Origin of the sequence: Micromonospora sp. CPCC 206060 (assembly GCF_036906895.1) — a bacterium.
Classification (GTDB): domain Bacteria; phylum Actinomycetota; class Actinomycetes; order Mycobacteriales; family Micromonosporaceae; genus Micromonospora.
The window spans coordinates 113,132-133,231 of the sequence record NZ_JBAKHU010000009.1; the positions used below are offsets into that span (position 1 = coordinate 113,132).

The window sequence follows — 20,100 nt, forward strand, 5'->3', positions numbered from 1 at the left end:
CGGCCGGTCAGGCGGGCGGGCCGACCGCCAGGGCGAGCCGGACCAGCACGTCCCGGGCCGGGGTGAACCGGCGTGCCTGCGCCAGCCGGCCGACCCGGCGGGCCACGGCCGCCAGCCGCTGGGTGCGCCGACGACGGCAGCGGTCGTACGCGCGCAGCGCTACCGGCACCGGCACCCCACCACCGAGACAGTCCGCGAGCACGGCCGCGTCGATCAGCGCCTGGCACGCGCCCTGCCCGAGATCCGGGGTCATCGCATGCGCCGCGTCACCGAGCAGCGCCACCCGGTCGGTGACGTACCCGGGCAACGGCGTGAGGTCGCAGACGTCGTGCCGGAGGATCTCCCCGTCCCGCAGCCCGGCCAGCAGTCGCGGGATCGGGTCGTGCCACTCACCGAAGCGCCGGAGCAGTCCGGCCCGGTCCCCGTCCGGCGGCCGGTACCCCTCGGTGACGGCGAGCGTGGCGTACCAGTTGGTCACTCCCGGGCCCTGCGGGGTCAGGCCGAAACGCGCCCCACGGCCCCAGGTCTCCCCGCCGGTCGCGATGTCCATCGCGGCGGTGCCGCGCCAGGCGACGACACCGGCGTAGCGCACCGGGAAGCGGTCACCGCACAGCGCCCGGCGGACGTCGCTGTGGATGCCGTCGGCACCGACGACCAGGTCGAACTCGCGGGTCAGCGGGGCCGGATCGGTGATCCGCACACCGAACTGGACCAGCCCGGGCGGGAGCGCCCCGGCAAGCAGGTGAAGCAGATCCGGGCGGGCCAGCAGGCGGACCGGCTCCCCGGCGCGCCGGACCACCCGGTCGACGTCGATGGCGGCGATCCGGGACCCGTCCGGGCGACGGATCAGGCCACTGCCCTGCGGACGCCCGCGCCGCCGGGCCTCCTCCCCCACACCCAGCGCGTCCAGCGCGTCCAGCGCGGCCAGGGCGGTCGGCCAGATGCCCAGACCGGTACCGGTGTCGGGCAGGCTGGGCCCGCGCTCGAAGACGCTCACCGCCCAGCCTGCCCGGCGCAGCCCGATCGCGACCGCCAGTCCCCCGATACCGCCGCCCACGACGGCCGCCGTCCGCGCCATGCGCCGACCCTACTACAGCTGTAGTGAAGCGGACTACACCTGTAGTATGCCGGACATGGCGGACCGGCAGGAGCAGGTACTCGACGCGGCGATCCGAGTGCTCGGCACCCGAGGGCTCCGCCAGCTCACCCACCGGGCCGTCGACACCGAGGCGGGCCTGCCGCTCGGCTCGACCTCCAACCTCTTCCGGACCCGCGACGCGCTGATCGACGGCATCCTGCTTCGGCTGGTCCAGGTGGAGACCACGGCCTGGCACACCCTCGGGGCCGACCTGCCACCCGGCGACGTGGCGGCGTTCACCTTGGTAACCGGCCGGCTGCTCCGGGACCTGACCCGGGAAGGCCGGGTGATCGTGCTGGCCCGGTACGCCCTCTTCATCGAGGCCGCGTTCCACCCTCGACTCCGCGAGCGGATCGGCACGGCCCGACGGGAACTGGAGCACTGGGGGGTACCGCTGATGGCCGCGTTGGGCGTACCCGACCCGGTCGCCGGGTTCGGCATGCTGCTCAGCCTGATCGACGGCCTGCTCAGTAACCAACTCGCGCACGACGACCCGACATTCGACCCGGAGACCGCCATCGGCACCCTGCTACGCGGCCTGCTCGGTTGACCCCGGAGGCCGCGACCGGCCCCCTGCTACGCGGCCCACTCGGTTAACCGGGGGCCCTTCCTCTACCGAAAGCGTTAACAAGGGGCCCTTCCTTACCGGCGTCAGCCCCGACGGGTGGGCCATCGACGCCGGGCCAGTGCCGCGACACTGCCCCAGAGCCCGCGCCGGAACAGCAGCACGACGAGAACGAAGATGCCGCCGGTGACCAGGCCCACCGCCTCGAATCCGGAGAACGAGAGCCAGTCCTCCAGCCGGACCAGGACGGCCGCGCCGAGCAACCCGCCCCAGAGGGTACCGATCCCGCCGAGCACCACCACGATCACCGCCTTGCCGGAGGTCGTCCAGTGCAGGGTGTCCAGTGAGACGAACCGGTGGCCGATGGCGAACAGGCCACCGCCCAGCCCGGCGAGGAACGCGGAGAGCACGAAGGCGGTGAGCTTGTACCGGTGCACCGGGTACCCGAGGGCCCGCGCCCGCGCCGGGTTGTCCCGGATGCCGACCAGCACCCGACCGAACGGGGAGTGCACGATCCGCCAGGCGGCGGCCAGTCCGGCCAGCACGATCGGCAGGGCCGCGTAGTAGAAGTAGTACTCGTCGGTGAGGTCCAGGCCGAACAGTTCCCGGGGCACGCCCTGGAGGCCGTTCTCGCCCCGGGTCACGCTGCGCCACTCGTTGGCCACGAAGTAGACCATCTGCGCGAACGCCAGGGTGACCATGGCGAAGTAGATGCCGGTCCGTTTCACCGCGAGGTAGCCGATCGGTACGGCCAGCACCGCTGCGGCGACCGCCCCGGCCAGGACCGCCACCGGGAACGGCACCCCGGCGTTGATGGCGACCAACCCGGTGACGTACGCCGAGGTGCCCCAGTAGGCCGCGTGCCCGAAGGACATCAGTCCGGTGAAGCCGAGCAGCAGGTCCACCGCGACGGCGAAGAGTGCCCAGCAGAGGATGTCCACGGCGACCGCCGGGTACAGCCCGTTGGGCAGCCAGAGGGCGACGACCAGGCCGACGGCGAGCAGGGCGTACCGGACCCAGCCGGGCGCCCGACCAACCGCTATCAGGCCGGACGGTGCCCGCCCGGGCCTCGGTTCCGCTGCGGTGTCCACGGTGCTGGTCATGCCGGGGCCTCCTCACGGCCGAACAGACCGGCCGGGCGCCAGAGCAGCACGGCGGCCATCACGATGAAGACCAGGGTCTGGGCCAGGATGGCCGGGGCGTACGCCTCGCCCCAGGCCTGGATCAGCCCGATGCCGAACCCGGCGGCCACCGAGCCGAAGATCGAGCCGAGCCCGCCGATCACCACGACCGCGAAGACCACGATGATCAGGTCGGCGCCCATCAGCGGGTTGACCGCGCGCATCGGTGCGGCGAGCACCCCGGCCAGCGCCGCCAGGGCGATGCCGAAGCCGAACACCGGGGTGACCCAGCGGCCGACGTTGATGCCGAAGGCCCGGGTCAGCTCGGGACGTTCGGTGGCCGCCCGGACCACCATGCCGACCCGGGTGTGGCCGAGCAGCCACCAGACACCGACGCAGACGCAGACTGCGAAGCCGAGGATGAACACCCGGTAGGTCGGGAAGTCGAACAGCCCCAGGTCGACCGAGCCGCCGAGTTCGGTGGGGGTGGCGTACGGGCTGGACTGCACGCCGTACCGGAGTTTGACCAGGTCCTGAAGGATCAGCGTGAGCCCGAAGGTGAGCAGGAAGTTGTAGAGCGGGTCGAGCCGGGTGAGCCGGTGGATGAAGGCCCGCTCCAGGGCCATGCCGAGCAGGCCCAGCCCGACCGGCATGATCACCAGCGCCCACCAGAACGGCACTCCGGCCTCGGCGAGCAGCACGTACGCCCCGAACGCGCCGAGCATGTAGAACGCCCCGTGGGCGAAGTTGACCACCCGCAGCATCCCGAAGATGACCGCGAGCCCGAGGGCGAGCAGGGCGTAGAACGCCCCGCTCACCAACCCGTTGAACGTGTTCTGGAGAAACCCGGTCATCGACCCGGATCACATCCTGCAGTCGGCGGACGGGGCGCGGAACGCCTCCGCCGCCGGGATGGTCTTGAGGATCTTCACGTAGTCCCACGGCTCGGCGACCTCGGCGGCCGGCTTGACCTGGGCCAGGTACGCGTCGTGCACCACCCGGTGGTCCTCGGCGCGGATCTTGCCGTTGCGCAGGAAGACGTCCTCGACGGTCTTGCCCTCCAACTGCTTGACGACGGTGTCGGCGTCGTCGGTGCCGGCGGCCTGCACCACCTCCAGGTACTGCATGGCGGCCGAGTAGTTGGCCGCGTGCGCGAAGGTCGGCCGGGTGCCGGTCTCTTTCTGGAACCGGTCGGCGAACTCCCGGTTCTTGGCGTCGAAGTTCCAGTACCAGGCGTCGGTGTAGGTGGTGCCGGCGAGCGCGGCCGGGGTGAGGGAATGGATGTCGGTGAGGGACATCAGCCCCACCGCCAGCCCGACGCCCTTGTCCCGCAGCTTGAACTCGTTGTACTGCTTGACCACGTTGACCAGCTCGGCGCCGGCCTGCATGGTGCCGAGCACGTCCGGCTTCGGGTTCAGGGTCGGGGCCTTGAGCAGGTACGTCGAGTAGTCACCGGAGGTGTTCGGGAACGGCGCGGCGTCCTTGGCGACGACCCGGCCACCGGCGGAGGTGATCGCCGCCGAGAAGCTCTTCTCCATGTCCTGGCCGAACTGGTAGTTCGGGTAGAGCACGTACCAGTTCTTCGCGCCCTGCTCGGTGGTGTTCCGGCCGGTGCCGTTGGCCAGCATGTAGGTGTCGTAGGCGTAGTGGAACGTGTATTTGTTGCACTTCGCGCCGGTCAGCGTGGTGGTGGCGGCACCGATGTTGAAGTAGAGCTTCTTCTTCTCCTTCGCCACGTCGGCGACCTTCTCGGCGGCCGACGAGGTGGGTACGTCCAGGATCAGGTCGACGGCCTTGCGGTCGTACATCTCGGCGGCCTTGGTGTTGGCGATGTCCGGCTTGTTCTGGTGGTCGGCGGTCTCCACGCTGATGTTCGTGGTCACCGCCTTGTCGCCGTACTTCGCCTTGAAGTCGGCGACGGCCAGCTCGACGGCCCTGACCGAGTTCTTGCCGGAGAGCTCCAGGTAGACGCCGGACTGGTCGTTGAGCACGCCCAGCACGATCTTGTCGTCGGTGAGCTTCTGGTCCCCGGACGCCTTGGGGCCACCGCCGCCACAGCCGGCGACCAGCACCACGGCCGCCGACGCGGCCGCCAGTCCTGCGGTCCTACGCATTGCCATTCCCTCCACCTCCGCGCCGGGCGCGGTTCGCGGTCAACATGCGGTCGTCGTTGCGTTGTCGTCAGATGCCGAGGTACGACAGCAGCTCGCTTTCCCGGGAGCGGACCTCGGTGTTGTCCAGCGCCGAGACGATCTCCCCCTCGGCGAGCAGGTAGTGCCGGTCGGCGACCCCGGTGGCGAAGTGCAGGTTCTGCTCGACCAGCAGCACCGTGACGCCGTGCTGTTTGGCCTGCCGCAGGATGTCGCCGACCTGCTGCACGAGCAGCGGGGAGAGCCCTTCGGTCGGTTCGTCGCAGAGCAGCAGCCGGGCCCCCATCCGCAGCACCCGGGCCAGGGCGAGCATCTGCTGCTCGCCGCCGGAGAGCATGGTCGCCGCGGAGGCCCGCCGGGTGTGCAGGGCCGGGAACGCCTCGTAGATCCGTTCCAGCGGCCACGGGTCGGGGCCGACGGTCGGTGGCAGGGTCAGGTGCTCGGTCACCGTCAGGGTGGCGTAGCTGCCCCGGTCGTCGGGTACCCAGCCCAGCCCGAGCCGGGCCCGCCGGTGGGCCGGCAACCGGCTGATGTCCCGGCCGTCCAGTTCCACCGTGCCGCGCTGGCTGTCGTGCAGGCCCATCACGCAGCGCAGCAGGGTGGACTTGCCGGCCCCGTTCCGGCCGACGAGGGTGACCACCTCACCGGCGGAGACGGTCAGGCTGACGTCCCGCAGCACCCGGGCCTCGCCGTAGGAGGCGGACAGGTTGTCGATTCGCAGCATCAGTGGCTCCCGGACACGTCGGCGGATCCCAGGTAGGCGGTGATGACCCGTTCGTCGGCGCGTACCTGCGCGTAGGGCCCCTCGACCAGGACCTTGCCGGCCTGGAGCACGGTGACCCGGTCGGCGAGCCGGCCGACCACGCTCATGTTGTGCTCCACCAGCACCACGGTCCGGCCCTGGCGGACCCGGGCGATCAACTCGACGGTCCGGTCGACGTCCTCCAGCCCCATCCCGGCGGTCGGCTCGTCGAGCAGCAGCACCTTCGGATCCAGGGCGAGCGCGATGGCCAGTTCCAGGGCCCGCTTGCGCCCGTACGCCAGGGCGTCGGCGGGTGCCTCGGCGAGATCGGCCAGCCCGACCATGGCCAGCAGTTCGTCGGCCCGGTCGGCGTACCGGCGCATCAGCTTCGCCGATCGCCAGAACCGCCAGCCGAGGCCGCTGGGGCTCTGCAACGCCAACTCGACGTGCTCGCGGGCGGAGAGCTGGGGGAAGAGGCTGGTGATCTGGAACGAACGGGCCACCCCGAGCCGGGCGACCTGTTCGGGTGGCAGCCCGGTGACGTCCCGGCCGGCCAGTTCGATCCGGCCGCCACTGGGCCGGAGGAAGCCGGTGAGCAGGTTGAACAGGGTGGTCTTACCGGCACCGTTCGGGCCGACCAGCGCGTGCACGCTCTCCGGCGCGATGTCGAGGTCGACGCCGTCGACCGCGCGGAAGCCGCGGAAGTCGCGGGTCAGCCCGCGTACCGACAGGACCGCTTGCCCGGTCATCGTCCATCCTCCGCAGGGGTCACCGACGACAACCGGCACCTGTCGGTGACAGGCGTCACAGGCTGTCGCGTGTCAGGAAACCTACGGTCGGTTCCACATACTGAGCCATGTCGATAGCGCACACTTTCCCGACCCATCGAACATGGTCACGCCATATGCGCCGGCTTCCGGTGCCGGCCGAAGACGATCGACAATGCCGGCGGGTCCCACAACGGAGTGGCCACCATGTGGCCGGTCCACCATGGCCGGCAACCACCCGTGCCGGGCATCGGCCACTCCGCCGTTGCCGGGCGGGTACCGGCCGATACCCACCGCGCACACGACAGACGGCGCCGCTGACAGCGCCACCCGTACCGTCGCCATGTTCAGACCCCCGCAGCCGCCACGATGCCCACCGTGCGCCGGACTGCCTCGGCCTCCGCGTCGCGGGCCCGCCGCTGTTGACAGCGTCACCCGGGCAGACCCACCGCACGGCGCCGTTGACAGCGCCACCTAGCTTGATCCACTACAGGACCACTCCAGGTGGAAGGTTGATGAATCAATGCCGTCCGGGTTCACCGTGGCGATCGTCCTCGCGATCGGCCTACTCATCTCCGGCGTGCTGGCGCTCGCCGGGAACACCAGCATCCGGCGGGTCGCCACCCTCGCGGCCGTCGGCTGCCTCGCCGGTACGGTGGCCTTCACCCTCGGCGCCAGCGCCAACTCGGTACCCATCCGCTCCGTCGGGATCGTCACCAGTTTCGGCAAGCCCACCGGCGAGGTGACCGGCTCGGGTCTGAAGTGGGTCGCCCCGTGGCAGAAGGTCGGCGAGTGGGACGCCGGCCGGCAGAAGTACGATCACATCGGCGGCGACGACTGCGTGCGGGTCCGCACCGGCACCCTCGCCGACGCCTGCGTCGAGGTGCTGATCGAGTGGCAGGTCCGGCCGGAGAACGCGCCCAAGCAGTTCATGGACTACAAGGGCGACTTCGACAGCTTCCGGGGACAGCGCGTCGGCGTCCAGCTCGACAGCGCGGTCAACGACGCGTTCTCCGCGTACAACCCGCTGGAGAAGATCGACTCCAAGACCGGCAGCCTGAACGTGGACCTGAAGCCGTACGCGGAGAACATCAAGACCAACGCCACCGCCCGACTCGCCGACGACATCGAGATCCTCTCGGTGACCATCACCCGGGTGAACCACGACGAGAAGACCGAGGGCAACATCAAGGCTTTCCAGGACAAGCTGGCGCAGACCCGCAACCTGGAACAGGACCGGAAGAACGCGGAGATCCAGAAGCAGATCACCGAGACGAACGCGAAGGTCGACAAGGTCTCCCGGTGCCTGGAGATCGCCGAGAAGAACGGCAGCAACCCCGGCCTCTGCATCAACCCCGGCATCGTCACCGGCGCCAAGTAGCGCCGACCCAGACCGCCCCTTCCCGTTGATCATGAAGTTATCGCCCGCCGGACCGGCGTGTCGCGACAATAACTTCATGATCAACGGGGCCGGCGGGAAGGGCGGGGGCGTTGCGGGGCGGGCGAGGGGCGTTGCGGGGTGGGCGGGGGCGTTGGTTGCGGGGCGGGACGGGAGAGGCGGACGTCAGGAGGTCAGGAGGTCAGGGCGGTGAGCGCCAGGTCGACGTCGTCGACCGTGGAGTAGACATGGAACGAGGCGCGCACCCGGCCGGCCCGGACCGCCGCCCGCACACCGGCCACCGCCAGCTTCTCCTCCGCCCCCGGCACGTCCACCGTGACGATGGCGCTCTCCCCCGGTGGCTGGCCCAGCCCGGTGAGGAACCGGTTGGCCAGCGCCACGTTGTGCGCATGGATGGCCGGCACCCCGATCCCGGCGACCACCTCCAGCGCCGGGGCGGTACCGACGTAGCTGAACCAGGCCGGGGAGATGTCGAACCGGCGGGCGTCGTCGGCCAGCCGCAGCGGCGGACCGTAGAACGAGCCGTACGGCTCCCGCCCGGCGTACCAGCCCGCGGCATCCGGACGCATCCGCTCCCGCAGCGCGGGGGCGAGGTAGGCGAAACCCGCGCCGCGCGGCCCCATCAGCCACTTGTACGCCCCCACCGCCACCGCGTCGGCCAGGCCCGCGTCGAAGGGCAGCCAGCCACAGGCCTGGGTGGCGTCCACCACCACCAACGCGTCGTATGCCCGGGCCGCGGCCACGATCCTCTCGTACGGCGCGATGGTGCCGTCCGCGGACTGCACCAGGCTGAACGCCACCAGGTCGGTGTCGGCGTCGATCGCGTCCACCAGCCCGGCCAGCGGCACGGTGCGTACCGTCACGCCCCGCTCGGCCTGCACCAGCCAGGGGAACAGATTGGAGGTGAACTCGACCTCCGGCACGACAACCGTCGCCCCGGCGGGCAGGGCGGCGGCGACCGGGGCGAACATCTGGGAAACCACGCTGCCCACCGAGACGTCCTCGACCGGTACGCCCACCAGCTCGGCGAAGGTGGCACGGGCGCGGTCGGTCGACGCGCTCCAGGTCTCCCACGAGGTACGCCCCACGCGCCAGTCGGCCAGCGCGGACTGCAACGCGGTCCAGGCCGGCTCGGGGGGCAGTCCGTAGCTGGCGGTGTTCAACCAACCTGGCTCCGGACGCCACAGCTTCTGTGCCTGTTCAAGCTCCACGTTGCCGAGGCTAGCCGGATGGGCATCCGGTACCAGAGCCAATATTGGGGTGGTGGATCGGGCGCTGCGGCGTGGCTGACGCCGGCCGGTGTCCGGAGCGCGGCGCGGCAGCGCTCCGGACCCGGACATCCGTCCGGCTGACGTCAGCTGACGTTGGCGGGGCCGAGGACGGTCTTCAGGTCGGCCATCAGGGCGGTGGTGGAGGCGACCCGGTACGGGGGCAGTCGCCACATCGACGCCTGGGTGCCGTTGAGGAGTTTGATGTGTACCTCGGTGTCGCCGGGGTGCAGGGCCAGGGTCTCCTTGAGCCGGTCGATCAGGGGTGGGGTGCAGCGGGTGACCGGGATGGTCAGGGTGACCGGTTTGTTGGCCGGGTTGACGGTGACGTCGGGCATGGACATGTCCATGGCCATGATGCGGGGGGTGTCGTCGCGGCGGTCGACGCGGCCCTTGAGCACCACGATGGCGTCCTCGGCGATGTACTGGCCGACGACCTCGTAGGTGTTGGGGAAGAACAGGGTCTCCACCCCGCCGGCGAGGTCTTCCAGGGTGGCCGAGGCCCAGGCCCGGCCCTGTTTGGTGACCCGGCGTTGCACGCCGGAGAGGATGCCGGCGAGGGTGACCACCGCGCCGTCGGGTACCGCGCCCTCCTCGGAGAGCGAGGCGATGGTGGTGTCGGCGGCGTTGCCGAGGATGTGTTCCAGACCGAACAGCGGGTGGTCGGAGACGTACAGGCCGAGCATCTCCCGTTCGAAGGCGAGCTTGTCGCGTTTGTCCCACTCGCTCTCACCGATGGGGGGCATGACCACGTTGCTGCCGCTGGCGCCGGTGTCGGCGTCACCGAACCCGGCGCCGAACAGGTCGTACTGCCCGGCGGCCTCGTTGCGCTTGACCCCGGCGTACGCGTCGATCGCCTCGGCGTGCACGGCGAGCAGGCCCTTGCGGGTGTGCTTGAGCGAGTCGAACGCCCCGGCCTTGATCAGAGATTCGATGGTCTTCTTGTTGCAGACCACCGCGTCGACCTTGGACAGGAAGTCGTAGAAGTCGGCGTAGTCGCCCTTCTCCTGCCGGCAGCGCATGATCGCGGCGACCACGTTCGCGCCGACGTTCCGGATCGCGGCGAGGCCGAAGCGGATGTCCGCGCCGACCGGGGTGAACGGCCCGGCGGAGGTGTTCACGTCCGGCGGTAGGACCTGGATGCCCATCCGCCGGCACTCCGACAGGTACAGGGCCATCTTGTCCTTGTCGTCACCGACGGACGTGAGCAGCCCGGCCATGTACTCGGCCGGGTAGTGCGCCTTGAGGTACGCCGTCCAGTACGACACCAGCCCGTACGCGGCGGAGTGCGCCTTGTTGAACGCGTACCCGGCGAACGGCACGAGGACGTCCCACACCGCCTGGATCGCCTCGTCGGAGTAGCCGCGCTCGCGGCAGCCGTCCCGGAACGGGACGAACTCCTTGTCCAGGATCTCCTTCTTCTTCTTACCCATCGCCCGGCGCAGCAGGTCGGCCTGACCGAGGGTGTACCCGGCGAGGATCTGCGCCGCCCGCTGCACCTGCTCCTGGTACACGATCAGACCGTGGGTGGGCGCCAGGATCTCCCGCAGCGGCTCCTCCAGCTCCGGGTGGATCGGGGTGATCTCCTGAAGGCCGTTCTTGCGCAGCGCGTAGTTGGTGTGCGAGTCCACCCCCATCGGCCCCGGCCGGTACAGCGCGAGGACGGCGGAGATGTCCTCGAAGTTGTCCGGCTTCATCAGCCGCAGCAGCGACCGCATCGGCCCGCCGTCGAGCTGGAACACCCCGAGGGTGTCACCCCGGGCGAGGAGTTCGTAGGCGGCCTTGTCATCCAGCGGCAACGCCAGCAGGTCCAGTTCCAGGCCGTGGTTGAGCTGGATGTTCTTGACCGCGTCGTCGATGATCGTCAGGTTCCGCAGGCCGAGGAAGTCCATCTTCAACAACCCGAGCGACTCACACGTCGGGTAGTCGAACTGGGTGATGATCACCCCGTCGGCGTCCCGCCGCATCAACGGGATGTGCTCGATGATCGGCTCGGCGGACATGATCACCCCGGCGGCGTGCACACCGGTCTGCCGGATCAGCCCCTCGATACCCCGCGCGGTGTCGATGACCTTCTTGACATCCGACTCGGCCTCGTACATACCCCGGATCTCCCCGGCCTCCGCGTAGCGGGGGTGCTTCGGGTCGAAGATGCCTTCCAGGGGGATGTCCTTGCCCATCACCGCCGGGGGCATCGCCTTGGTGATCCGGTCCCCCACCGCGTACGGGAAACCGAGCACCCGCGCCGAGTCCTTGATCGCCGCCTTCGCCTTGATCGTGCCGAACGTGGCGATCTGCGCGACCTTGTCCTCACCCCACTTGTCGGTGACGTACCGGATCACCTCACCACGCCGACGCTCGTCGAAGTCGATGTCGACATCCGGCATGCTGACCCGCTCCGGGTTCAGGAACCGCTCGAAGATCAGCCCGTGCGGGATCGGATCCAGGTCGGTGATCCCCAACGCGTACGCCACCAGCGAACCCGCCGCCGAACCACGCCCCGGCCCCACCGCGATGCCCTGCGACTTCGCCCACTGGATGAAGTCCGCGACCACGAGGAAGTACGACGGGAAACCCATCTGGATGATCACACCCAGCTCGTACTCCGCCTGCGTGACGTGGCCCTCGGGGATCCCGCCAGGGTAGCGGCGGGCCAGCCCGGCGAAGGTCTCCTTCCGGAACCAGGACTCCTCGGTCTCCCCCTCCGGCACCGGGAACCGCGGCATCAGGTTCCGGAAGGTGAACATCCCGGTCGTGTCGACCTTCTCCGCTACCAGCAGGGTGTTCCGGCACCCCTGCAACCAGGCGTCGGAAGAGTCCACCGCCCGCATCTGCTCGGCCGACTTGATGAAGTAGCCGCCCCCCTCGAACCGGAACCGGTTCGGGTCGGCGATGTTCGAGCCGGTCTGTACGCAGAGCAGCACGTCGTGCGCCTCGGCCTGCGCCTCGTGCGTGTAGTGCGAGTCGTTGGTGACCACCGGCGGGATGCCGAGCCGCTGGCCGATGTCGAGCAGCCCGTCACGGACCCGCTTCTCGATGTCCAGGCCGTGGTCCATCAACTCCAGGAAGTAGTTCTCCTTGCCGAAGATGTCCTGGTAGGCGCTGGCCGCCTTGAGGGCCTCGTCGAACTGGCCGAGCCGCAGCCGGGTCTGCACCGCACCGGACGGGCAGCCGGTGGTGGCCATGATGCCCTCGGCGTGCTCGGCGATCAGCTCCATGTCCATCCGGGGCCACTTGACGTAGTGGCCCTCCATGGAGGCGCGCGAGTTGAGGGTGAAGAGGTTCTTCAGCCCGATCGCGTTGCGGGCCCACATCGTCTTGTGGGTGATCGCGCCGTTACCGGAAATGTCGTCGCTCTTCTGCTCCGGGCGCCCCCACTTCACCCGGGCCTTGTGATAGCGCGACTCCGGCGCCACGTACGCCTCGACCCCGAGGATGGGGGTGACCCCGGCGGCGGTCGCCTGCTTGTAGAAGTCGTACGCGCCGTGCATGTTGCCGTGGTCGGTCATCGCCACCGCCGGCATGCCCAGCCGGTTCGCCTCGGCGAAGAGATCCTTGAGCCGGGCTGCTCCATCGAGCATCGAATACTCTGTGTGCACGTGCAGATGCGCGAACGAATCGCCCATGCAGAGCGCCCCCCCGGGTCGGAATCATGGGTCTGTCGTGCCGGCCCAACCGCGATCAACGATCGGCCCGGGTCGACTCGGCCCACACTACCGATCCACTCCGGGCGGTTCTACCGGCACGCCGCACCGCCCGTTCACCAGCTCCACCACCCTTGGATCTTGGTGGCGAACGGCCCTCCCGGGGGCCGTTTGCTGCCAAGATCTGGTCAATCGTCTTCCGGCTGTCACCTAGGGGGTGGTCAGGGGTGGCGCTGCCGGTCGGCTCTCCGCACACACTCAGGGGTAACCCGCGCGAAAGGAGCCGGACATGGCACAGCCCTCCAACATCGTCACTGTGGGTGACGTCATCGTGATCCCCGAGGGTGACTACCTGTTCGGTCAGGGCGCCCTGCGGCTGCTCGTCACCGAGCCGCCGACGACCACCGGCCACCTCGGCTCCGAGTGGCTCACCGTGACCGGCCGGGAGATCTGGTACGACCGGGGCGAGCCCCGAGAGGGACGGCAGCGCACCGCGATGATCCGGGTGACGTCACTGGTCACGCACCCGCCCCGGCGGTTCCACGCGGCCTGACCCGACCCACCCCGCTCCGGCCCTCTGGCGACCGAGCAGGCTGTTGGATACTGGGCCGTGGCACGGGAACCCTGGTTGGCGGAGCGGTTACAGGAGTTCGCACAGCTTGCGGGCCGGCGGATCACCTCGTGGACCGGCGTCGAGATGGCGTTACGCGAGGCCGCCGACGGCCATGGCGCGCAGTTCGCGGACCCTTCGGTGCCCTGTCTGCAACTGCTGATCCTCGACGCCACACTCGCCGACGGCGCCGCCGTCACCATCGGTACGTACCAGGACGACACCGAATGGGGTCTGTGGCTGCGGCCCACCTCCGGCGACGGCGGAGACGAGGACCACGCGGAGCTGGCGGAGATCTTCCGGTCGAGGCCGCTGACGGAGCTGCCCACCGGTTGGATCGACACCGTCTCGCCGTTGGTCGAGCACGGGGTACTGGCCGAGGTGACCCTCTACATCGACGGTCGGCCGCTGCTGTTGATCGCGGGCGAGGTGCAGGAGTCGCCGCAGGATCAACTGCTGTTACATCGCCTGGACGAGTCGGTCCTCGTGTTCACCGACCCTGCCGCAGCCGCGTCGCTGGACTGGATCCCTGACCGGCCGGCGGGCTCGGGAGAAGCGAGCGGTGGCCTTCGCACGACGGACGCCGGACTCAGCACAGACGGATGCCGGACTCGGCACACCCGGCACCGGTGACCGGGCCGTACGCTCAGCTCCCCGGTGAGCGGCGAACACCGGCAATCGGAGGACGGCCGTCATGCCACCCGACGACGAGATCGACCGGCTGGCCCGGGCAGCCGTCACCGGTGACGCGCGGGCTCTCGACGCGCTGCTGGTGGCCGTGCAGCCGGAGGTCCTCAGGCTCTGCGCCCGTTTCCTGCCCAACCGGGAGGACGCCGAGGAGGCGTGCCAGGACACGTTACTGGCCCTGGCTGCCGGGATCGGCCGGTTCGAGGGGCGGGCCGCGTTCCGCACCTGGTTGCACCGGTTGACCGCGAACCGGGCCCGGTCGACGTACCGGACCCTGCGCCGCCGCTGGGCGGAGAGCGGCGGCCTGCCGGTGCCGGACCGACCCGACCCGCGTCGGACCAGCGTGGTCGCCGGTACCCGGCTCGACCTGCTCGACGCGTTGGACTCGGTGAGCGCCGAACTCGCCGAGGCGGTGGCGCTCCGCGACATCCTGGGACTCAGCTACCGGGACATCGCGACCCTGCTCGACCTGCCAGAGGGAACCGTGAAGTCCCGGCTCCACCAGGCCCGGCAGGCGCTGCGGCGACAACTCGCCGACGAGCCGGCCTGACTGCGAAGACCCGTCAACGAACCGGCCGGAGTCCGGACACCCGGAACCGACCAGGGGTGCGTGACAGCGGGAACTAACCTGCCGGGTCAGCACCCACTGAGGAGATGATCGATGTCCCGCCACCCGGTTCCACGGATAGTCCTGGCTGCCGTGATCGCTGTCGCCGTACTCGCCCCGGCCACCGCCTGCGCGGACCCGCCGGTGTCACCGCTGCCGGCCGCCCAGCCGAGCGGCCCGTCCGACGGGCTGCCGTCCGGACCGACCAGCGTCTCCCCGCCACCGTCCCGCACGCCGGTCGAGGTCGCGACCACCAGCGCGGACCGACCGACCCCGCCCCGGAGCACGAAGACGAGCGCGGCGCCGAAGCCGGCCCCGTCGACGTCCGAGCGGCCGTCGACGTGTCTGGGTGCCGTCCGGTACGACCTCGATCTGGCAACCGAGGAATTGGCCCTGATCAGGTCACTCTGCTTCGCCACCGGCGGGGTGCTGCGGATCCAGGGCATCGGTCCGGGCGAGGTGACGGTCGACCGGACCGACCTGGTCTCGCAGCACTACGAGGCCGGGGTGGTCGACATCCGGTTCGTCCGTACCGGCACCGTCGCGGTCAGGATCCCGCAGGAGGGTACGACCCACACCATCACGGTGGTGATCAACTGATGCCCGGCTGAGGGCGCCCGCTTTACCGTACCCGGATCCCGGCGAGCAGTCGGTCCACGAAGTCGGGTCCGCTGCCGACCGGGGGGACGATCTGCGCGTACACCAGAGCGGTGCCGTCGGGGTCGTACCCGGCGGCTTCGACGATCGCGGATCGACTGCCACCGCAGGCGAAGCTGATCACCGTCCAGTCGATGTTCCCCTGCCGGGTCCGCCGCGTCGGGGCGGTGGCGCAGTCCGCGTGCGGACGTTCCGCCAGGAAACCGGCGGGCGTGGTCCGGGCTGCAGCGGTGGTGGAGACTCCGACGAACGCCCCTGGGACGGTCGGATCGGCCAGCCACCGGCGCGGGCGTGGTGAGATCACCACGCCCGGTTCCAGGTCACCGTCGCCGCCGTACTGGCCGGCCCAGCCGTCTCCGAACCCCTGCCATCCGGGCGGGAGCGCGACGGTCACCCGGCCACCGGCGACGGTGACACTGGTCGCCGGGCGGCCGGGTACCGCGTCGGCGGTGGTGGCACCGACCGCCGCGAGCCAGCCGAGCGTCGCGGCGGTGAGTCCGAGTCGACGCAGGGTGCGGCGGGGTACGGCACCGGACCCACGGCCCGGACCGGTGCTCCGGTACCCCGCCGCCCGTTCCCGGGCCGGCTGTTCGGGTGTCGCCCGTTCCCGCACTGCTCGTTGCAGTGCTGCCCGGAAGGCGGTGGCGTCCGGATAGCGGCCGGCCGGATGGTGGGCCGTCGCGGTGCGCAGGACCGTCGACACCTGCTGCGGTACGCCTGCCCGCAGCCGCAACCCGCCCTTCGGCGCGTCCGTACCGGGGTCCGTCGCGCCGGCCGCACCGGGGTTCCTTGTGCCGCCCGTGCCGGGGTCCCTTGCGCCGCCCGCACCGGGGTCCGTTGCGCCGTCCATGCCGAGCAGCCGGATCCCGAGCCGCCCCAGCCCGAAGACGTCGGCGCGGGTGTCCACGACGGCCAGCGGGTCGTCCTGCTCAGGCGCCATGTAACCGGGGGTGCCGGCGCGGGCGGTCAGCCCGGAGGCCGCGGCCAGCGCCTTGGCCAGCCCGAGGTCGGCGATCACGACCCGCTCGACGGGGTCGGGTGTGCCGTCCGGGGCCGACCGGAACAGGATGTTGCCCGGCGTCAGATCCCGGTGCACCACACCGTGCCGGTGCAGCACCGCCACCCCGGCCGCGATCTCGTCCAGCAGGTGCAGGGCGGTCGGCACCGGGAGCGGCCCGGCGGCCAGCCGGTCCCGCAGACTCCCCCGGTCCGCCCAGGCCAGCACCGCGTACGGACGGCCGTCGGGCAGCTCACCGACCGCGTGTACCCGGACCAGCCGCTCATGGTCGATCCGGCGCAGCAGCCGCGCTTCGTCCCGGAACCGCTCCCGGACCCGCAGGTCGTGGCTCCAGTTCTCGGCCAGCACCTTGATCGCCACGTACGAGTCGAGCACCGGATCGTGGCCCAGCCAGACGGTGGCGAACGAGCCGACGCCGAGCAGCCGCTCGACCCGGTACGGGCCGATCCGATCCGGAACCGTCACCGCATCCCCTGCGGACCGAACAAAACCCGCCGGCCCGGAGACCAACCAGATAGGACGGTCCGCCACACGAAGGAGAACACCATGCGAACCTCGATCCGTCAGCTCGCCGTCGCCGGGGTGCTGGCCCTGCTGATGATTCCCGTCACCGCCGCCCCAAGCTTCGGCCGGGCGACCGGTGAGCCCGTGCTGAGCGTACGCGGCACCGGCCCGTACCGGATCGGCGTGACCCTGGACCGGCTGACCGCCGCCGGCCTGGTGACCGATGTCTGGTCGTACCCGGGCTGCGACGACGTCGTCGACTCCGGTGCGACCGGCGAGTGGGCCGGGGTGATCCTGCTCCGGTTCCGGGCCGGGCGCCTGGCCGAGATCGGTACGGCCACCGTGCCGCCCCGCTCACCGGCCGGCGCGGCGGTCGGGATGAGTTTCGCCGAGTTGGAGGAGGTCTACGGCCAGCACGGTGAACTGATCCGCAGCGACGACGGCCGGACCGGGTACCTGGTCCGGATCGGGCAACGGGTGGAACTCTTCACCGATCATCCGATCCGGCCCGGGGTCGGTTACTTCCAGGTGGGCCCGGCACACTTCGTCGAGCGGACGTTCCGCACCGGCGCCGCCTGCTGACCCGTCGTCGACCGGCTCGACCTGATCGACTCACCCCGGCCGACTCGCTTTTGACCGACCCACCCCGGCCGACTCACTTTTCAGGAAGTTGGGGTGTCCGCGCGACGGGACACCCCGACTTCCTGGAAATTGCGGCGGTCAGCCGAGCACAAAGCGGACAGCCCGGTGTAATCGGCGAGCCGACCGGGTAGCAGGGGCCGCCTGTCGGAGGCCGTCGGTAGGCTGGGCCTGCTCGCCCCGGAAGGACCACACATGTCTGATCTTGACCGTACGCCCGAGCAGGCGGCCCGCGAAGCCGGCCTGCGTGAGGTGTCCGAAGCGCTGCTCAACATCGAGCAGGCGATCAAGCGCACCGAGCGTGCCCAACGCACCGCCGCGATGACGGTGGGCTGTGACGACCTGGCCCGGATGCTCGCCACCGCCGCGCGCAACCTGGAGGCCGCCCGCAAGGACCTGTTCCAGGGCGCCTACTTCTCCGCCGACGCACCGAAGCTCTTCTGATGGGCATGCGCAGCGGCGCGGAGATCCGGGCCGCGCTGGTCAAGTTCGTCGCCCGGTGGCACACCTATGCCGGCACGGAGCGCTCCGAGGCGCAGACCTTCCTCAACGAGTTGTTCGAGTGCTACGGGCGCAACCGCAAGGACGCCGGAGGCGTCTTCGAGGACGCCCACGCCTCGACCGGGATCATGGATCTCCACCTTCCCGGCCTGCTCATCGTGGAGATGAAGGCGCCGAAGGAGACCACCCGGCTGGAACAGCACCGGGAGCAGGCCCTCAACTACTGGCGTAACTCGGCGGACGTGGCGAGCGCCCGCCCGGCACCGCAGTTCGTGGTCCTCTGCTCGTTCCACCGGTTCGAGATCTGGGAGCCGGGCAAGTACCCGAACGACCCGCTACTGGCCTTCCCGCTGAGCGAGTTGCCCGACCGGTACGAGTCGTTGATGGTGCTCGCCGGAGACGAGCCGCTGTTCCACCACAGCAGCAAGGAGCTGACCACCGCAGCCGCCACGGCGGTGTCCGAGGTCTATCACCGGTTGCTCGACCGGCAGGCGGCGCCGCCCGAGTCGATCCAGCGTTTCATCATGCAGATGGTCTGGCTGTTCTTCGCCGAGGACTACGACATGATCGACGGGCGGCCGACCGAGCAGACCCTCCAGTTCCTGGCGAAGCAGGATTTCTGGACGTCCTACCTGATGCTCGGTGGGCTGTTCACCGCGCTCAACGACCCGGACGACCACGGTCGCAACGGCATCCTGAAGGGCACGCGGTACGTCAACGGCGACCTTTTCGCCAAGCCGGCACTGCTGCACCTGAACCAGGCCGAGGCCGCCGAGCTGCTCAAGATCTCCGAGTACAACTGGCGCCGGGTCGACCCGACCATCTTCGGCTCGTTGATCGAGGGGTTCCTCAGCACCGACCGGAGTGCACTGGGCGCGCACTACACCCACGAGGTCGACATCCTCAAGATCGTCCGGCCGACCATCGTCAAGCCGTGGCGGGCCCGGATCGATGCGGTGACCAGCCCGGCCGAGGGGGTGGCACTGCTGGAGGAGCTGTGCCGCTTCCGGGTGCTCGACCCGGCCTGCGGCTGCGGCAACTTCCTCTATGTGGCCTACCGGGAGCTGCGCCACCTTGAGCACACGCTGAAGGAGCGGATCACACAGCTCGCGCAGTCGTCCGGGCTGCCCGCCCCCACCGGCCTGCCGTACTTCCCGCTGGCCAACATGCACGGCATCGACGTCGTACCGATGGCGACCGCCGTCGCCCGGGTCACGCTCTGGATGGGCCACCGGCAGATGATCGACCAGTACGGCCCGGCGGAGCCGCCGCTGCCGCTGGTCAGCCTCGGTTCGATCCGCACGGCGGATGCCCTCCAGGTCCCGTGGCCGGAGGTTGACTGCATCATCGGCAACCCGCCTTTCCTCGGCTCGCAGAACATGCGCGAGGCGCACGGCGAGGTCTATCTCAAGTGGCTGAGCAAGACCTTCGGCGTCGGCATCAAGGACTTCTGCGTCTACTGGTTCCGCCGCGCCCACCAGCACCTCAAGCCGGGGCAACGCGCCGGGCTGGTCGGCACCAACTCGATCTCGCAGAACCGGGCCCGCTCGGCGAGTCTGGACTACGTCGTCGGCAACGGCGGGGTGATCACCGACGCGGTCTCCAGCCAGGTCTGGCCTGGCGAGGCTGCCGTCCACGTCAGCCTGGTCAACTGGATCAAGTCACCGCTGACACCCCCCGCCGGGTTCACCCTCGACAACCACCCGGTCACCGGCATCACTCCAGAACTGAAATCGCCGGAAAATTCCACGGGCGAAGCCAAACCGCTCACCGCGAACAAGAACCGGTGTTTCCAGGGCCCCATCCCGGTCGGCAAGGGATTCGTGCTGGAAACCGGCGAGGCGAAGGCACTACTCGGGAAGGACCCAAAATACCGGGATGTCATCCGCCCATACATTACAAGCGAGGACATCAGCGATGATCCTCAACAGCAGCCACGACGCTGGATCATCGACTTCGCGCAATACCCGCTGGAGAAGGCTGCGGATTATCCGCTCGCGCTGAAGATCGTTCGTCAGAATGAGCCATTCCGGGTAAGCCTCTGACTACCAGGAGCGCTGTCCGGGATGAGGGATCATGGGCG

General features: G+C 70.0%; 18 protein-coding genes. 9 read left to right on the plus strand and 9 right to left on the minus strand.

Features of this window, described 5'->3' with window-relative positions:
* Window positions 1-7 precede the first annotated feature (7 nt).
* Window positions 8-1,078: an FAD-dependent monooxygenase gene (locus tag V6U90_RS09995; protein WP_334433768.1), complete on the minus strand. Its 1,071-nt coding sequence runs from the start codon at window positions 1,076-1,078 to the stop codon at window positions 8-10.
* A 55-nt stretch (window positions 1,079-1,133) separates the two neighbouring features.
* Between V6U90_RS09995 and V6U90_RS10000 the strand changes: the two genes are divergently transcribed.
* Window positions 1,134-1,688, plus strand: coding sequence for a TetR/AcrR family transcriptional regulator (locus V6U90_RS10000; protein WP_334433770.1), 555 nt, complete (start codon window positions 1,134-1,136; stop codon window positions 1,686-1,688).
* 101 nt (window positions 1,689-1,789) lie between these two features.
* Here V6U90_RS10000 and V6U90_RS10005 read toward each other — a convergent pair whose 3' ends face one another.
* From V6U90_RS10005 to V6U90_RS10025, 5 genes are all read right to left on the minus strand, one after another.
* A complete protein-coding gene (locus V6U90_RS10005) occupies window positions 1,790-2,806 on the minus strand; it encodes a branched-chain amino acid ABC transporter permease (protein WP_334433772.1) in 1,017 nt (338 codons plus the stop codon).
* Window positions 2,803-3,678: a branched-chain amino acid ABC transporter permease gene (locus V6U90_RS10010; protein ID WP_334433774.1), complete on the minus strand. Its 876-nt coding sequence runs from the start codon at window positions 3,676-3,678 to the stop codon at window positions 2,803-2,805. Before V6U90_RS10010 ends, V6U90_RS10005 begins: the two co-directional genes overlap by 4 nt.
* Window positions 3,679-3,687: 9 nt before the next feature.
* Window positions 3,688-4,944, minus strand: a complete 1,257-nt coding sequence (locus V6U90_RS10015; protein WP_334433776.1) for an ABC transporter substrate-binding protein — start codon at window positions 4,942-4,944, stop codon at window positions 3,688-3,690.
* Between the two features lie 61 nt (window positions 4,945-5,005).
* Complete coding sequence (locus V6U90_RS10020; RefSeq protein ID WP_334433778.1) at window positions 5,006-5,698, minus strand: ABC transporter ATP-binding protein; 693 nt, start codon at window positions 5,696-5,698, stop codon at window positions 5,006-5,008.
* Entirely contained in the window at window positions 5,698-6,465 is a 768-nt protein-coding gene (locus V6U90_RS10025; protein ID WP_334433780.1) for an ABC transporter ATP-binding protein, read from the minus strand. The genes V6U90_RS10020 and V6U90_RS10025 overlap by 1 nt, the downstream gene beginning before the upstream one ends.
* Window positions 6,466-7,006: 541 nt before the next feature.
* Between V6U90_RS10025 and V6U90_RS10030 the strand changes: the two genes are divergently transcribed.
* Window positions 7,007-7,864: an SPFH domain-containing protein gene (locus V6U90_RS10030; protein ID WP_334433782.1), complete on the plus strand. Its 858-nt coding sequence runs from the start codon at window positions 7,007-7,009 to the stop codon at window positions 7,862-7,864.
* 191 nt (window positions 7,865-8,055) lie between these two features.
* Here the strand turns inward: V6U90_RS10030 and V6U90_RS10035 are convergent, their stop codons facing one another.
* The gene (locus tag V6U90_RS10035) at window positions 8,056-9,093 is read right to left on the minus strand and encodes an aminotransferase class V-fold PLP-dependent enzyme (protein ID WP_334433784.1); all 1,038 of its coding nucleotides are present in this window, start codon (window positions 9,091-9,093) and stop codon (window positions 8,056-8,058) included.
* 143 nt (window positions 9,094-9,236) lie between these two features.
* On the minus strand, window positions 9,237-12,776 hold the full coding sequence (gene dnaE, locus V6U90_RS10040; RefSeq protein WP_334433786.1) for a DNA polymerase III subunit alpha: 3,540 nt from the start codon (window positions 12,774-12,776) through the stop codon (window positions 9,237-9,239).
* Window positions 12,777-13,083: 307 nt separating this feature from the next.
* On the opposite strand from dnaE, the gene V6U90_RS10045 reads away from it, so the two are divergent.
* The 4 genes from V6U90_RS10045 (at window position 13,084) to V6U90_RS10060 (ending at window position 15,298) form a co-directional block, all read left to right on the plus strand.
* Entirely contained in the window at window positions 13,084-13,347 is a 264-nt protein-coding gene (locus V6U90_RS10045) for a hypothetical protein (protein ID WP_334433788.1), read from the plus strand.
* A 57-nt stretch (window positions 13,348-13,404) separates the two neighbouring features.
* Entirely contained in the window at window positions 13,405-14,037 is a 633-nt protein-coding gene (locus V6U90_RS10050; RefSeq protein WP_334433790.1) for a hypothetical protein, read from the plus strand.
* A 61-nt stretch (window positions 14,038-14,098) separates the two neighbouring features.
* Window positions 14,099-14,641, plus strand: coding sequence for an RNA polymerase sigma factor (locus tag V6U90_RS10055; RefSeq protein WP_334433792.1), 543 nt, complete (start codon window positions 14,099-14,101; stop codon window positions 14,639-14,641).
* Window positions 14,642-14,752: 111 nt separating this feature from the next.
* A complete protein-coding gene (locus tag V6U90_RS10060) occupies window positions 14,753-15,298 on the plus strand; it encodes a hypothetical protein (protein ID WP_334433794.1) in 546 nt (181 codons plus the stop codon).
* 22 nt (window positions 15,299-15,320) lie between these two features.
* Here V6U90_RS10060 and V6U90_RS10065 read toward each other — a convergent pair whose 3' ends face one another.
* Window positions 15,321-16,838: a serine/threonine-protein kinase gene (locus V6U90_RS10065; RefSeq protein WP_334433796.1), complete on the minus strand. Its 1,518-nt coding sequence runs from the start codon at window positions 16,836-16,838 to the stop codon at window positions 15,321-15,323.
* Between the two features lie 81 nt (window positions 16,839-16,919).
* On the opposite strand from V6U90_RS10065, the gene V6U90_RS10070 reads away from it, so the two are divergent.
* From V6U90_RS10070 to V6U90_RS10080, 3 genes are all read left to right on the plus strand, one after another.
* Window positions 16,920-17,459 carry a hypothetical protein gene (locus V6U90_RS10070; protein ID WP_334433798.1) on the plus strand — a complete coding sequence of 180 codons (540 nt, stop codon included), beginning with the start codon at window positions 16,920-16,922 and terminating at the stop codon, window positions 17,457-17,459.
* 252 nt (window positions 17,460-17,711) lie between these two features.
* Complete coding sequence (locus V6U90_RS10075) at window positions 17,712-17,960, plus strand: hypothetical protein (RefSeq protein ID WP_334433800.1); 249 nt, start codon at window positions 17,712-17,714, stop codon at window positions 17,958-17,960.
* A complete protein-coding gene (locus V6U90_RS10080; RefSeq protein ID WP_334433802.1) occupies window positions 17,960-20,062 on the plus strand; it encodes a DNA methyltransferase in 2,103 nt (700 codons plus the stop codon). Before V6U90_RS10075 ends, V6U90_RS10080 begins: the two co-directional genes overlap by 1 nt.
* Window positions 20,063-20,100: the final 38 nt, after the last annotated feature.